Source organism: Ramlibacter sp. (assembly GCF_036383835.1).
In the GTDB taxonomy this organism is placed as follows: Bacteria; Pseudomonadota; Gammaproteobacteria; order Burkholderiales; family Burkholderiaceae_C; genus Ramlibacter.
On the sequence record NZ_DASVNN010000009.1, the window covers coordinates 1 to 15,108 of the forward strand.

Here is a 15,108-nt window from a genome sequence, read left to right on the forward strand (position 1 = left end):
CGAGCCGACCAGCTTGCCGCGGGCCGCCTTGATCGGGAAGCTCCAGCTGCGGTCGCAGGCAAGCGACTCCGGCCCGATCGCAAGACCGCTGGCCGCCTGCGCGGGGTCGCCGGGCAGGCCCACCATGGGGTGCAGGCCCAGCCCTTGGCCGTCGGCGAGGTAGAAGGCGGCACGCGTGCCCTCGCCCAGCGCTTCGACGGCCGTCGCCACCAGGACGCCGAGCGACTCCGCAAGCGGCGCGCCTTCCAGTGCCGCCTCCAGCGCCTCGCGCTGGCCGCGCTGCCACGCCACGCGTTCGCGCAGCGCCGCCTCCACCTGCGCGCGCTGGGCGGCGGCCCAGACCCGCTCCGCCGTGTCCTCGACGATCGCCACGTCGGCCGGCGACCACGCGCGCGGCGTGTGGTGGCTCAACGCCAGCACCGCGACCAGCCGGCCGTCCTTCGTGAGGGGAGTCCCCACGGCGGACCGGGTGTCCGAGGCTTCGTAGATGTGCCGCTGTTCCGGGGCGATGGCCGGCGCCGCCGTGTCTTCGACGACGAAGGTGCGGCCCGCCAGGTACGCTTCGCGCGGCCCCGGCCCGAAGGCGTCCAGCCGGGTGCGTCCCGCCTGCGGCCGGCCGGACTGGGCATAGCCGCCGCGCGCGTCCACGAACTCGCCTCCGGCGTCGACCTCGTAGTACTGCGCCCGGGCGATCCCGAGGTGCTCGCCCAGCACGCGCATGGCCGCCGCCTGCGCCTGCAGGGCGTCGCCGATCGGCCGCAGCGTGTCGCTGATCTTCAGCAGATACGTCTGCCGCGCCTCGCTCTCGCGCAGCACGGCGTCCGCGCGCTTGCGCCCGGTGATGTCGGCGAACAGCACGGCGACATGCCGGCTCCCCCCGCCGCCGACCCGCGTGAAGAACACGTTGTACCAGCGGTCGACGTCGCGCAGGTAGTTCTCCACGCGCTCGGGCTCGCCGGTCCGCGCGACGCGGGTGTACGCCTCGATCCAGTACGGCTCGTGGGCCGGCAGCAGCTCGCGCACCGTGCGCCCGGTCACGTCCGCCAGCCCGGTGTTCCGCGTGAAGGCCTGGTTGGTCTCGCGGAACACGAGGTCGACGATGTCGCCGCGCGCATCGCGGACGAGCTCCATGATGCAGAAGCCCTCGTCCATCGAGTCGAACGCGGCGCTGTACTTCGCCTCGCTCTCGCGCAACGCCGCGGTGCGTTCGGCCATGCGCTCCTCGAGTTCCTCGTTGAGCGTCTTCAGGGCGCGCTCGGCGTGCTTGCGCGCGGTGACGTCCAGGAAGGCGCTCACCGCGCCCACCACGCGGCCGTCCTCCCGCAGGGGCCGGATGTTGAGCAGCAGTTCGAGCCGGGCGCCGTCCGCGCGCAGGATGGCGAGCTCGCGGCCGTGCACGGGCTGGCCGGTTCGCAGTACCTGCGCCATCGCCGAATCGTCCGGCTGCAGCCACTCGCCGTCCGGAAGCAGGGCGCGGGGCGCGCCGCAGAAGGCCCACCAGTGATCGTCGCGCTGCGGCTCGCGTCCCCACAGCTCCGCCGCCGTACGGTTGAAGTATTCGAAGTTGCCGGCCGTGTCGCAGGCGTACACGCCCACCGGCATCAGCGCGAGCAGCTCGCGCACCTGCCGCTCGCCCTGGCGGCGCACGCGCGCGAGCTCCAGCTGCGCCCCGATGCGCGCGACCAGCTCGCGCGAGGAGAAGGGCTTGGCAATGTAGTCGTCCGCGCCGGCCAGCAGGCCCTCGATGGCGGCATCCTCGTGCGCCCGGGCGGTGACCAGGACCAGCGGCGTCGCCTTCAAGGCGTCGTCGGCGCGCAGTTCGCGCAGCAGGGCGAAGCCGTCCAGCCCCGGCATCATGACGTCGGCGAGCACCAGGTCGGGAGGGTCGGCGCGGGCGAGCCGCAGCGCCTCTTCGCCGTCGGCGGCGACCGTCACCTGCCACGGGCCACCGAGCGTGCGCGCGAGGTACTCGCGCATGTCGGCGTTGTCGTCCACCACCAGAAGGCGGGCGCCGGCGACATGCGCGGGCAGCGCCGGATGGGCCGGCCCCAGCACGCTCTCGACCACGTCCGAAGGCGTGCCCGCGGCGGTCACGGTGCTGCCGCTCCAGCGCTCCGCCTCGCCGGCGAGCTGCCGGGCGGTGCGGTGCCGCGCCGCTTCGGCACCCGCGGGCTCCAGCGGGCGCAGCGACTCGTGGCCCTGCGGGATCCAAACGGTGAAGACCGAGCCGCGCCCCGGCTCGCTGCGCACCCGGATGCGCCCGTGGTGCAACTGCACGAGCTCGTGCACCAGCGACAGGCCGATGCCCGCGCCCTCCTCCGTGCGCGCGCGGGTGCCGCGCACCCGGTGGAACCGCTGGAACACGAGCGCCACTTCATCCGGCGGGATGCCCACGCCGGTGTCGCTCACGACCAGCTCCACGTGCTGCCCCAGGTCGCGCAGGCGCACGGCGATGCCGCCCTCGAAGGTGAACTTCAGCGCGTTGGACAGCAGGTTGGAGACGATCTTCTCCCACATGGCCGGGTCGGCGCGGACCGGCACCGCGAGCGGTTCGCAGGCGATCTCGAAGGCGAGGCCGGCGCGCTCGGCGGCGCTGCGGAACAGCCCCGCGATGTCCTCCGTGTAGGCGGCCAGGTCCACCGCGCGGAAGTTCGCGCGCAGCCGGTCGGCCTCGATCTGCGAGAAATCGAGCAGCGTGTCGACCAGGTTCAGCAGCCGGCGCGCGTTGCGCGAGGCGATCTCGAGATCGCGCCGCAGCGGCCTCACCTCCGCGCCCCCGGCCTCGAGCAGGTCTTCCAGCGGCGCGAGGATCAGCGTCAGCGGCGTGCGGAACTCGTGGCTCACGTTGGAGAAGAACTCGGTCCGGGTGCGATCGAGTTCCGCCAGCTGCGCGATGCGCTGGCGTTCGCCCTCTCGCAGCACCGCGGCGGCGATGTTGCTGCCCAGCTGCCGCGCGAGCAGCTCGAAAAAATCGCGTCCGGCTGCATCGAGGGGCAGGCGGGGACTCAGGCCGGCGACCAGCACGCCACCGGCTTCGCCGCCGCCGCTTCCCAGCGGCAGGAGCAGTGCCGAGGATGGCGCCTCCGGCCACGGCCCCGCGTGGAAGCCGCGCAGCCGCGCCGCCAGGTCGTTCAGCACCAGGCTGCTGCCCTGGCGCAGCACCTTCGCCACCGGCCAGGGCGCGACGGCGATGGCGAGATCGATGCCGTGCGGGGCGAGCGCGGAGCCGCCTCGCAGGCCCACCGCCGCCTGCAGCGTCGCGCGCAGGCCAGCGCGGTCGCAGGCGTAGACCAGCGCGAAGGGGACGTCGCGCGGAATCTCGGCGAGCACGTCGGCCGCCTTGTCGCAGGCGGTTCCCACCGTGTCCGCGCCGCCGGTAGCCGCCAGGGCGCGCAGCGCGCCCTGCCGGCGCGCGGCCAGCACGCGCTCGGTGGTTTCGGTGGCGATCGTCATCACGCCCTGCACCGCGCCCTGGTCGTCGTGCACGGGGCTGTGCGACACCGTGAAATACGCCTCTTCCGGGAAGCCGTGGCGGCGCACCTCGAACAGCTGGTCCTCGAAGTAGCTGGCCTGCCCCGTCTGCAGCACCGAGCGGTAGCCGGCGACCTGGCCGGCCCAGATCTCGCTCCAGGTGGAACGCGCCGGCACCCCCGCCGCGCCGGGATGGCTGCTTCCCAGCACCGCGATCCACGCGTCGTTGTAGACCTGCACGAACTCCGCGCCCCAGAAGATGCACGTGGGAAAGCGCGAATGCAGCATGGTGGCGACGATGGCCTTGAAGCTCTGCGGCCAGTCGAGCACGTTGCCGGGCGGCGTGGACGACCATTCCACCGCCCGCAGCGCCGCCCGCGCCTCGCCGGCGCCGGCGAACAGCGCCTCGCGCGCCTCCTGTTCGTTGCGCGGGTGCGGGAAGCGGCCGCCGGCCGTCACGTCGAGGACGGCGCGGCCGATCTCCGCCAGCGGCAGCACCAGGTCGGCGGCCCCCGCCTCGGCGGCCGCGCGCGGCATGTCGGGGAAGGCCGCGCTCGACGGGCTCTGCACCACCACGGCGCCGCCCGCGGCGCGCACGGCGCGCGCGCCCATGGCGCCGTCGGAGCCCATGCCCGTGAGCACCACCGCGAGCGCGCGCGCGCCGCAGCTGTCCGCCAGCGACCGCAGCAGCACGTCGAGCGGCTTTTCCACCAGCAGGTCGCCGGTCAGCTGCGACAGGGTGCAGGTGCGGTCCGGCAGCACTTCCAGGCGCGTGCGCGGCGGCACGACGTAGACGCGCCCCGGCTGCAGCTCGCCGCCCTCGCACGCCCACTCCACGGGCAGCGTGATGCGGCGCGCGAGGATCTCGACCAGGGCGCTTTCGACGCCGAGGTGCTGGCCCACCACGACGGCCACGGGGAAGGAGGCCGGCAGGTCGGCGAGCACCGCAGACATGGCATCCAGGCCGCCCGCGGAGGAAACGACGGCCAGGACGTCGAATGGCGCCGCGGCCAGCGGCGCGAGCTGGGCGTTCATGGTGAAGCCCAGTCTAACCACCGGCGCGCCGCTGCCAAGTGGGCGGGTGTCGCTTCCGGCGGCTCAGCCGTCGAGGTTCAGCAGCCTGGCGATCGCCTCCTGCAGCGGGATGGCGTCGCGGCGAATGGCCTCGGCCACTTCCTTCTGCTGCGGCGCCAGCGCGGCGGACTGCAGCAGCCGCTCCGCATGGCTGCGGATCTGGTCGGCGGCGAGCTGCTGGTCGCGCAGCGCGCGCTGCGTCTCCTCCACCGTGCGGCGCAGCTTCTCGTCGGTGGCGCGCAGGGCTTCGGCCGCGGCATGGGCGGCGCTGATGTCGCGCACGATCGCCGTGCCCGCCATCACCTTGCCCTGGCTGTCGCGGATCGGCGAGACCGTGAGCGAAACGCGCGCCTCGCTGCCGTCCTTGCGCACGCGCACCGTCTCCAGGTTCTCCACGCGCTGCGCGGCGGTGATCGTCTCCACGACGCGCTGCTGCTCCGCCGGGTCGTTCGGCGACAGCAGCGACAGCGGCTTGCCGATGGCTTCCTCCGCGGTGTAGCCGTAGATGCGTTCGGCGCCGCTGTTCCAGCTCAGGATCGTCTGGTCCAGCGAGAAGCTGATGATGCCGTCGGTGGTGGACGTCACCACCGCCGACAGCGAGAGCCGGACCTCCTCCGCCTGCTTGCGCTCCGTGATGTTCACGAAGGACAGCACCACGCCGGCGATGCGGTCCTCGATGGTGCGGTAAGGCAGCAGGCGCGCGAGGTACCAGCTGCCGTCGGACTGCCCCACTTCGCGCTCGACCGGCACCAGCCGTTCCAGCACGCGCGTGGCATCGGCGCCCATCTCCGCATACTGCAGGTGCGTGGTCAGGTCGGTGAGCGGCCGGCCGACGTCGGTGGGGATCAGGTTGAACAGGCTCACGGCCGAAGGCGTGTAGCGCGTGATGCGCAGATCGCGGTCGAGGAACACGGTGGCGATCGCCGTCGCGTCCATGAGGTTGTGCATGTCGCTGTTCGCATGCCCGAGCTCCTCCACCTTCGTCTTCAGCTCGTGGTTGACGGTGGTGAGCTCCTCGTTGATCGACTGCAGTTCCTCGCGGCTGGTCTCGAGTTCCTCGGTGGCGGAACGCAGCTCCTCGTTCATCGCCTGCAGTTCCTCGTTGCTCGCCTTGAGCTCCTCGGTGGAGGCCTCGTACTGCTCCACGGTGTCCCGCAGGTGCGACTTCAGGCGCTCGATCTCGCGATCGAGGTGCTGCGCGACGGGATCGCTGGCGCCGCGGTCGGTCTCCACGCGCTGCACGGGCACTTCCGCGGCGTTCTCCTGCAGCAGCACCAGGAACAGGTCGGTGCCGATGTCGTTGGCGGGCGCGACGCGGATCACCACCGGCACCGAGCCCTTGCCCGGCACTTCCACCGGGACGGCGGGCACCTCGACCAGCGCGTGCGACTGCGAAGCCTGGTAGAGCGCCGCCCGCAGCTCGATGCGCAGGCTGGCGGGCACGGCGCGCAGCAGGTTACGCGTGGGTTCGCCGCCGCCGAATTGCAGGTAGCGCCCGGCGCTCGGGGACAGGTGCACGATGTCGTACTCGCCGTCCACCAGGATCGAGGGCGGCGACAGGTGCTCCAGCAGGCGCAGGTGCAGCTCGCCCCAGGAGGCGACGCGGTCCGCCTGCGCCGCCCGCGGGCGCGTGGCCTGCAGGTGCTGCGCGAACGCGCGGCCCGCCACCACCGGCGGCTCCTTCAGGTTCTGCTGCATTTGCAGCGCCTGCACCAGCGTGCCCGGCGCCGACGGGATCGGCAGGCCGACGCGCGGCGTCGAGCGCTGGCCGTAGATGCGGTGCTTCTTGTCGATCGTGCTGAACAGCGGGCTGCCGTCCTCCACCGCCTCGGAGGAGCCGAGGAACATCCTGCCCTGCGGCTGCAGGGCGAAATGGAAGATGTCGAACACGCGCCGCTGCGCCTCGCGCGTGAGGTAGATCAGCAGGTTGCGGCAGGTGACCAGGTCCAGCCGCGAGAACGGCGAGTCCTTCAGCACGTCGTGCACGGCGAACAGCACCGTCTCGCGCAGCTCGCGCCGCACGCGGTAGCCGCGGTGCTCCTTGACGAAGAAGCGGCGCAGCCTTTCCTCGCTCACGTCCGCCTCGATCGCGTCGGAAAAGATGCCTTCGCGGGCGGCGGAGATGGCGTCCTCGTCGAGGTCGGTCGCGAACACCTGGATCAGCGGCGGCGCGTCCATCGTGCGGGCGTGTTCGGCCAGCAGCATCGCGACGCTGTAGGCCTCCTCGCCCGTGGCGCAGGCGGCCACCCACACCCGCACGGTGTCGTGCGGGCCCTTGCCGTGGAACAGCTCGGGGATGTGCTGCTCCAGGGCGGAGAAGCAGCCCGCGTCCCGGAAGAAATTGGTGACGGTGATCAGCAGGTCCTGCAGCAGCGCGGCCGGCTCGCCGGGACGGGTGCGCAGGCAGTCCATGTACTGCGGCAGCGTCTCCACGCCGTTGACCTGCATGCGGCGGCCGATGCGGCGCAGGATCGTGGCGCGCTTGTAGTGCGCGAAGTCGCGGCCGGTGCGGGTGCGCAGCAGCGTGAGGATGTCGCGCAGGGGGGCGTCGGCGTCCTGCGGGCGCGTCACCTCCTGCAGCAGCGGCCCTTCCTCCGGCGGCAGCTGCAGCTGCGGCTCCAGCCGGAAGTAGGCGAGCAGGCGCTGCGGCATGTCGCGCACCGGCAGCACCCAGTCGACCATGCCCGTGCCGATGGCGGCGCGCGGCATCGCGTCGAACACGGCTTCGTCCGGGTCCTGCGCCACGGTCAGGCCGCCGCGCTCCTTCACGCGCTTGACGCCGATGGCGCCGTCGGCACCCTGGCCGGAGAGCACCACCGCCGCCGCGTGCGCGCCGTGCGTGTCGGCCATGCTGCGCAGGAACAGGTCGATCACCATGCGCCCATGCTGCAGTTCGCCGTCGGTGAGCAGCAGCGAACCATCCAGTGCGCGGGCGCCGCGCTCGCGCGGCACCAAGTACACCGTGTCCTTCTCGATGCGCACCGAGTTCTCCACCGGCACCACCTTCAGCCGCGTCATCTCGCCGATGCGCTGCGCCCATTCGTCCTGCGAGGTGGCGGGCAGGTCGTGGCGCAGCACCACGAAGGCGACACCGCTCTGCTCCGGCACCCCGTTCAGCAGCGATTGAAGTTGCGGCAGCGCGGACTCGGAGGCCCCGATGCCCACCACGGGCACGGAGTGGTAGCCGTGCGTGGGCACGGCATCGTCGAGCCGGGCTCCCAGCTGTTCCTCGGCTTCGTCGGGCGTGTAGTCTGTCGTCATGATGTCGGCTGTACGCCGATCATAGTGTCCCTGCTAGGCAGCTTCGCCGTCCACCGAGGCGGTCAGGGAACGCAGTTCGCGCACCTGCGCGTGCAACTGGTCGGCCTGCCGCCGGCCGGCCTCCGCCTGGGCGTTGTCGCCGGTGGCATCGGCGATCGTGGCCATGCGCCTCAGCAGCATCTCGCGCTCCTGCAGCGCGCGGACGCTGCTGCGCAGGGAATGCTCGCTGGCCTGCGCCTGCGCCCGTTCCAGGGAGTGCGCGCCGTAGGCGTGGCCGGTGTGGCAGCGGAAACGCAGCTGCGGCGAATCCTTCACCTCCCACAGGCCGCCGCCGCAGTCGGGGCAGGACAGGCCCGCCGGCGCGGCCAGGGCGGTGAGGTTCTCGACGAGGTCCTCTCCGCGATTGATCGCCACCTCGCGGGCCAGGACATCGGGCGGCGGGGCCTCGGCCGCGGGCGGCTGCCGCACCAGGCGGGACAGCAGTGCCCCCATCCGGTCGATGGCCACCGTGTGGTCCACGTCCACCGCCCGGATCGCGCATTCCGGCATGCTGGGCTCCGCGGCGGTGGCCGGGTCCTGCACCACGGCGATGCCCCCGCGGCTCTTGATCGCCCACAGGCCCGCGGAGCCGTCGTCCATGGTGCCGGTGAGCACCACGCCGATCGCGCGCGGCCCCCAGGCCAGGGCGGCGGACCGGAACAGCGGATCGATGGCGGGCCGCGTGTGGTTCTCGCGCGGGCCGCGCGTGAGGCGCAGCTGGCGCCCCTCCACCAGCATGTGGTGGTCCGGCGGCGCGACGTGCAGCACGCCGGGCGTGAGCAGCTGGCCGTCGCGCCCATGCACCGCCGGATGCGGGCCGCGGTTGGCGAGGAGCTCGGGAAGGATGCTGAGGTTGGCGCCGACATGCTGCACGACGCACACCGGCGCGGGAAAGCCCGGCGGCAGCGACTGCGCCAGTTCCATCAGGGCGGAAATGCCGCCGGCGGATGCGCCGACCACGACAAGGTGGCTGAAGGAAGGATCGTTCGCCATGGGTCATTGTGGACCCCTGGCGTTGCGGGTGGGGCTCTTCAGGCCCTGCGTCGCTCGCTGCAGGCCAGCAAGCGCAGCGCGCGCGCGCGCAGGGTCACCACGCAATCGCCATGCCGCTCGTGGAGTTCCGCCAGCCGGCCGCGATCGGCTTCGACTTCGCGGAACCGCAGCCGCCACAGGGAGTGCAACAGTTCCGCGTGCGCGATGAGGAGCTCCACCCACTGCACGCTCAGCTGCGGCAGCGCCGCGCTGTACATCCGGATCTCCTCGACCTGCTCGCTCACCCGGCAATACAGGTCCATGTCGAGCCAGGTGTCCACCATCGTGGCCACGTCGCGCTCGTACTTCTCCAGCGAAGCGACGAGCTGGAAGGCGATGGCGTCGAGGGCTTGCGACTGGAAGGCGGACATGGCGGGCTGCAGTGCAGGAGATTCAGTGTACGCAGCCGGCGGGCCGCGGACTCAGGGAATCCCCTGCTTGCAAGGGAAAAGTCTCGGGCCCGCGAGCCTTCCGAGGCAGGCAGCGCAGCTATGCGAACAGCGCCTTGTGCGCCTCGCGCAGCAGGTTCTTCTGGACCTTGCCCATGGTGTTGCGCGGCAGTTCGTTGACCACGAAGCACCTCTTCGGGATCTTGAAGTTCGCCAGCTGCGATTTCAGCGTGGCGATGAGCTGCTCCGGCTCCACCTGCGCGCCCGGCTTGGCGATCACGACCGCCACCCCCACTTCGCCGAAGTCCGGATGCGGCACGCCGACGACGGCGCTCTCTGCCACGCCGGGCATGTCGTTGATGTAGCCCTCGATCTCCGCCGGGTAGACGTTGTAGCCGCCGCTGATGATCAGGTCCTTGCTGCGGCCGACGATGGTCACGTAGCGCAGCTCGTCGACCTTGCCGACGTCGCCCGTCCTGAACCAGCCGTCGGCGGTGAACTCCTCCTTCGTCTTCTCCGGCATGCGCCAGTAGCCCTTGAAGACGTTGGGTCCCTTGACCTGGATGCCGCCGATCTCGCCGGCCGGCACCTCCTTGCCTTGCTCGTCGCGCACGCGCACGCCGACGCCGGGCAGGGGGAAGCCCACGGTACCTCCGCGCCGCTCGCCCTCCGCCTCGTGGTAGGGGTTGGAGGTGAGCATGATCGTCTCGCTCATGCCGTAGCGCTCCAGGATGGTGTGCCCGGTGCGCTCCTTCCAGGCGCTGAAGGTCTCGAGCAGCAGCGGCGCCGAGCCGGAGATGAACAGGCGCATGTTGCCGACTGCCGCCCGGGTCAGCGCGGGTTCGGCCAGCATGCGGGTGTACAGCGTCGGCACGCCCATGAACACGGTGGCCTCGGCCATGCGCCCGATCGCCTTCTTCGGATCGAACTTGCCGAACCACAGGATCTTGCTGCCATTGAGCAGCGCGCCGTGCAGCGCCACGAACAGGCCGTGCACGTGGAAGATCGGCAGCGCGTGGATCAGGACGTCGCCCTCCTTCCAGCCCCAGTAGTCCTTGAGCACCTCGGCGTTGGACAGCAGGTTGCCGTGCGTGAGCATGGCGCCCTTGCTGCGGCCGGTGGTGCCGCTGGTGTAGAGGATGGCGGCGAGATCGTCGTCCGCGCTGCGCACCGGCGTCTGCTGGTCGGATTGCTGCGCGGCGCGCTGCAGCAGCGTGCCATTGCGGTCCTCGCCCAGCGTGAACACGTGCTGCGTGCCGGCCTGGAAGGCGATCTTGCTGACCCAGCCGAAGTTGCCCGGGCTGCACACCACCACCGCCGGTTCGGCGTTGCCGACGAAGTACTCGATCTCGGCCTTCTGGTAGGCGGTGTTGAGCGGCAGGAAGACGTAGCCGGCGCGCAGCGTCGCCAGGTACAGCATCATGGCCTCGACCGACTTTTCCACCTGCACCGCGATGCGCGCGCCCGGCTCGATGCCCAGCGACTGCAGCAGGTTGGCGATCATGGCCGTGCCGCGCTCGAGGTCGCGCCAGCTGTAGTTCAGGCCGGTGTCGGTCTCCACCGCGATGGCGTCGAGGTTCTTGGGGAAAGCGGCGCGCAGCGCCGCAAACAGGTTGCGGTTGTCCATGTCGTCGGTCCGTCTAGGTCTGGAAACGGGGAGGTCTTTTTTCGAGGAAGGCCGCGATGCCTTCGCGGTGCTCTGCGCTCGTGGCGTAGTCGTAGGCGCGCGCCAGCAGGTCCGCCGGCGGCGGCGCGTCCGGCGCCCGCGCGGCCAGCCGCCGCAGGATGCGCTTGTTCATGCGCGCGGCCTGCGGCGCCAGCTGCGCGATGCGCTCGCAGGTGGCGTCGACTTCGGCCGCGAGGTCTTCGTTGGGCACGACGCGCTGCAGGAAGCCGCGCGCCTTCATCTCGCGGGCGTCGAGCTGCACGCCTTCCAGCAGCATCTCGCGCAGCGTCGCTTCCCCCGCGACGTGGGCCAGCAACTGCGCCTCGCGCGGCGCCATCGGGAAACCGAGCTTCGCGATCGGCGCGCCGAAGCGCGCGGCGGTGCCGGCGATGCGGATGTCGCAGCAGCAGGCGATCTCGAGCCCGCCGCCCATGCAGGAGCCTTCGATCTCCGCCACGATGGGGACTTCGCAGGCGAGCATCGCGGCGAGGCCGCCCCACACGTCTTCCTCGTGGAAGGCGCGCAGCGTGTCCGGATGGAAGCGGAAGGAGGGAAATTCGGAGATGTCGCCGCCGGCGCAGAAGCCGCCGTTCTCGCCGGCCACCACGACGCAGCGGAAACCGCTGTTCTCGTGGATGGCGGCGAAGGCGTCGCGCAGCTCGCGCCACATCGCGCGCGACATGGCATCGAGCTTGCCGGGGTGCGACAGCGTGACCCGGGCGACGGAACCCTGTGCCGAAAGGCGCACCTGTCCCGTCATGGCCCGGTCAGTCCGCCTTGACGTTGGAGGCCTTCACCACCTGGCCCCAGCGCTTGATCTCGCCGTCGATGAAGGCGGCGAACTGCTGCTGGCTCAGGTTGGGGAACTCGGCGCCCTGGTTGGCCCAGACCGTCTTGAGTTCTTCGGAGGCCATCGCCTTGCGGATCTCGTCGGCCATGCGCGCCTGCACGTCGGCCGGCGTGCCCTTGGGCGCCCAGATGCCGTACCAGGAGGTCACGTTGTAATCGGGCAGGCCCACTTCCTTGGCGGACGGAACGTCCGGGAAGGCGGCGTTGCGCGCGTTGCCCGCGACCATCAGGGCCTTGATGCGGCCGCCCTTGATGTGGCCGGCGGAGGAACCGAGGCCGTCGAACATCAGGTCGGCGCTGCCGGTGATGAGGTCCTGCAGGGCCGGGCCGGCGCCGCGGTAGGGGATGTGCGTGATGAAGGTCTTGGTCTGCAGCTTGAACAGCTCGCCCGCGAGGTGGTGCGAGGTGCCGTTGCCGGCCGAGGCGTAGTTGTACTTGCCCGGGTTGGCCTTCACCAGCGCCAGGAACTCCTTGAAGTCCTTGGCCGGGATGCGCTGCGGATTGACCACGATCACCTGCGGCACGCGCGCCACCAGCGAGATCGGGATCAGGTCCTTCTGCAGGTCGTAGTCGAGGCGCGGATAGATGTGCGGGGCGATCGTGTGGTGCACGGCGCCCATGAAGAAGTTGTAGCCGTCCGGCGCGGCGCGCGAGGCGAGCGTGGCGCCCACGGTGCCGCCGGCGCCGCCCTTGTTGTCGATGATCAGCTGGCGGCCGGTCTGCTTGGCGAATTGCGCGGCGAGCGGACGCGCGAACGCATCGGTGCCCCCGCCCGCGGGGAACGGCACGATCACGTTGACGGGCTTGGTGGGCCAGCCCGAAGACTGCGCGCTCGCGAACGGAACGCTGGCGGCAGCCGCGCCGGCGGCGGCCACGCGCAGCACATCGCGCCGGGTGAGGCGATTTGTTGTCATCTAGTTGTCTCCTTCAGGGTCGGGGGGAAGCGCTCAACGGTACAAGTCTTCGATGGCACCGGAAATCGGGATTTCTCCCTGCGAGAGCAGGGTGCGGTGCTTGTCGATGCGCTTGGGATCGTACAGGTAGTTCACCATGAGGCCGAAAGACTGCTTGACGCCCTTGGCGGAGGGATCGCCCGCCCAGTTCAGGCGCTCGACGCGGGCGCCGTTGCCCAGGTGGAAACGCGCCACCGGGTCCACCGGCTTGCCCTCCTGCATCTCCTTGCCGAGGTAGCGCGCGGCAAAGGCGAGCAGTTCCTGGCGCTCGGGCGCCCTGGCGGCGAGCTCCAGCGGCTTTTCCCAGGCGGCGAGCTTGTCGGCCGGCGCGTTCTTCACGAGCCACGAGCGGAAGCCGGGGATCGGCGACAGCGTCGCGAAGGTCTTGAGCTTGGGGAATTCTTCCTTCAGCGTTTCCACCACCCGCTTGATCAGCGAGTCGCCGAAGCTCACGCCGCGCAGGCCGGTCTGGCAGTTGCTGATGGAATAGAAGATCGCGGTGGTGGCCTTCGTGAGGTCGGCCGCGGCGGCGGTCTCGTCCAGCAGCGGCGTGATGCTGTCGGAGATGGCGTCGGTGAGCGCCACTTCCACGAAGATCAGCGGATCGCCATCGAGCTTCGGGTGGAAGAAGCCGTAGCAGCGGCGGTCGCTGTCCAGGCGGTTCTTCAGGTCGGCCCAGCTGCGGATGTCGTGCACCGCTTCGTACTTGATCAGCTTCTCGATCAGCGAAGCGGGCGAGTCCCACGACAGCCGGCGCAGCTCCAGGAAGGCGACGTCGAACCAGGTGGAGAACAGCGTCTCCAGTTCGGCGTCGAGCGGGATCAGGCGCTTGTCGCCCTTGAGGTGCGGCAGGATCTCGGCGCGCAGGTCCACCAGGAAGCGCATGCCTTCGGGGAAGGCGGCGAAGCGCTGCATCAGGCGCGTGCGCGGCGACACCATCGCCTTGCGCAGGCGGATCTCGGCGGCGCCCTCTTCCGGCGTGCCGTGCGAAGCCTCGTAGTGCTCGCGCGCGGAGGCGATCTTCTTCGGGTCGGGACCGAACTGCTCGCTCATGAGCGACCAGGCGTCGCGGCGTTCGTCGGCCGAGGCCGTCGCGTACCACTTGGCGAAGGCCTTGGCGCGGCGGCCGCCCTCGACCTCGCTCACGCGCGTGTCGACGATGGACTGCAGGTCGGCAAGCGTCTTGCGCAGCACGCGCGGCGACAGCGCTTCCTCGCCGCGGCGCCACGTGGCGACGAGGCGTTCGCGCGTGGTGCGGGCGGACGGCGCCTGCGCCACGGCGGCGGTCGACGCCATCGGCTTCGGCTCGCGCAAGGTGCCGGCCGTGGCCTTCGGTTCGAAACCGGGGCGCCACATGGAGACGCCGCGGGAAATCCAGTCGGAGGGGCTCACTTCGTCACCGCCTTCATGCAAGTTGAATGATCTGTAGTCCTCATGCGAGCCTCGGCCGCTGGGCGCGGGCCAGCTCGCGCAGCGCGTCGCGCTGGCGTGTCAGGTGGGTTCGCATGGCGGCATCGGCGCCCTCGGCATCGCGGGCCTTGAGTGCGGCGAAGACGGACAGGTGTTCGGACAGGCTCTGGTCCAGGCGGCCCGGCGCGTGCAGCTGCTGCAGGCGCGCGAGCTTGACGATCTTGCGCAGGTCGCTGATCACGCCGGCGAGCCAGCGGTTGCCGGCCAGCGCGATGATCGCCTCGTGGATCGCGAAGTTGGTCTCGTAGTACTCGTTGGTGCGCCTGGCCTTGGCGTAGCGCACCAGCTTCTGGTGCAGGTCTTCCAGCACCACGACGTCGGCATCGGTGACGTGCAGCGCGGCCTCGTAGGCGCAGCGGCCTTCCAGCAGCGCGATCACGGGAAAGATCTCGTCGAGGTCCTTCTCGGTCACCTCGTTGACGAAGCAGCCGCGGCGCGGCTCGTGCCGCACCAGCCCCTCGGCGGTGAGAACCTTCAGCGCCTCGCGCAGCGGGGTGCGGGAGATCTTCAGCTCCTCGGCGAGGCGCACCTCGTCCATGAAGGAACCGGGCGACAGCTCGCCGGCGAAGATGCGCTCCCGAAGCTGGGAAGCGACCTCGTCGTGCAGGGAGTTGTGGACCAGGCGCATGATGGGCTCGCCGTAATTTCCTGTAATTACGGGTAATTATGGAGCAAGACACGCGGGCCGTGGGGCACTTTTTTCTAGGGAGAACCCGGCCGTCGACGGAGGGCTGCTCGGCCGTGGCGTGCGCGTTCTGAGTCACGTAGGGTGGGTGTTTGGACTGGGGACATGGGTAACACCCGTGCGAGGACATAGGTAACGCTTTCGGGGTGTGGATAACACTTCGGAGGGTTCTCATGCCGTGGCAGGAGAGAGATACCGTGTCCATTCGCTTGGAATTCG

At 70.8% G+C, this 15,108-nt stretch carries 9 protein-coding genes; all 9 read right to left on the bottom strand.

Annotation, left to right across the window (positions count from 1 at the left end; all coding sequences use genetic code 11):
* Positions 1-4,506, bottom strand: a 4,506-nt coding sequence (locus VF522_RS01295; RefSeq protein WP_330906395.1) for a chemotaxis protein CheB, incomplete at its 3' end; no start/stop codon positions are given.
* Positions 4,507-4,569: 63 nt separating this feature from the next.
* A complete protein-coding gene (locus VF522_RS01300; protein WP_330906396.1) occupies positions 4,570-7,806 on the bottom strand; it encodes a CheR family methyltransferase in 3,237 nt (1,078 codons plus the stop codon).
* Positions 7,807-7,839: 33 nt separating this feature from the next.
* Positions 7,840-8,838: a chemotaxis protein CheB gene (locus VF522_RS01305; RefSeq protein ID WP_330906397.1), complete on the bottom strand. Its 999-nt coding sequence runs from the start codon at positions 8,836-8,838 to the stop codon at positions 7,840-7,842.
* 38 nt (positions 8,839-8,876) lie between these two features.
* Positions 8,877-9,248, bottom strand: a complete 372-nt coding sequence (locus VF522_RS01310) for a hypothetical protein (protein ID WP_330906398.1) — start codon at positions 9,246-9,248, stop codon at positions 8,877-8,879.
* A gap of 118 nt (positions 9,249-9,366) precedes the next feature.
* Complete coding sequence (locus VF522_RS01315) at positions 9,367-10,893, bottom strand: malonyl-CoA synthase (protein WP_330906399.1); 1,527 nt, start codon at positions 10,891-10,893, stop codon at positions 9,367-9,369.
* A 13-nt stretch (positions 10,894-10,906) separates the two neighbouring features.
* The gene (locus VF522_RS01320; protein ID WP_330906400.1) at positions 10,907-11,692 is read right to left on the bottom strand and encodes an enoyl-CoA hydratase/isomerase family protein; all 786 of its coding nucleotides are present in this window, start codon (positions 11,690-11,692) and stop codon (positions 10,907-10,909) included.
* Between the two features lie 7 nt (positions 11,693-11,699).
* Positions 11,700-12,695 (bottom strand): tripartite tricarboxylate transporter substrate binding protein, encoded by a 996-nt coding sequence (locus VF522_RS01325; protein WP_330906401.1) that lies wholly within the window; start codon positions 12,693-12,695, stop codon positions 11,700-11,702.
* Between the two features lie 33 nt (positions 12,696-12,728).
* Entirely contained in the window at positions 12,729-14,090 is a 1,362-nt protein-coding gene (locus tag VF522_RS01330) for a malonyl-CoA decarboxylase (RefSeq protein ID WP_414709416.1), read from the bottom strand.
* A 76-nt stretch (positions 14,091-14,166) separates the two neighbouring features.
* Entirely contained in the window at positions 14,167-14,832 is a 666-nt protein-coding gene (locus VF522_RS01335; RefSeq protein ID WP_330906402.1) for a GntR family transcriptional regulator, read from the bottom strand.
* Positions 14,833-15,108: the final 276 nt, after the last annotated feature.

Coding starts and splice junctions, on each gene's coding strand:
- VF522_RS01300 (WP_330906396.1), bottom strand. CDS start 7,806: ATGACGACAGACTACACGCCCGACGAAGCCGAGGAACAGCTGGGAGCC.
- VF522_RS01305 (WP_330906397.1), bottom strand. CDS start 8,838: ATGGCGAACGATCCTTCCTTCAGCCACCTTGTCGTGGTCGGCGCATCC.
- VF522_RS01310 (WP_330906398.1), bottom strand. CDS start 9,248: ATGTCCGCCTTCCAGTCGCAAGCCCTCGACGCCATCGCCTTCCAGCTC.
- VF522_RS01315 (WP_330906399.1), bottom strand. CDS start 10,893: ATGGACAACCGCAACCTGTTTGCGGCGCTGCGCGCCGCTTTCCCCAAG.
- VF522_RS01320 (WP_330906400.1), bottom strand. CDS start 11,692: ATGACGGGACAGGTGCGCCTTTCGGCACAGGGTTCCGTCGCCCGGGTC.
- VF522_RS01325 (WP_330906401.1), bottom strand. CDS start 12,695: ATGACAACAAATCGCCTCACCCGGCGCGATGTGCTGCGCGTGGCCGCC.
- VF522_RS01330 (WP_414709416.1), bottom strand. CDS start 14,090: ATGTGGCGCCCCGGTTTCGAACCGAAGGCCACGGCCGGCACCTTGCGC.
- VF522_RS01335 (WP_330906402.1), bottom strand. CDS start 14,832: ATGCGCCTGGTCCACAACTCCCTGCACGACGAGGTCGCTTCCCAGCTT.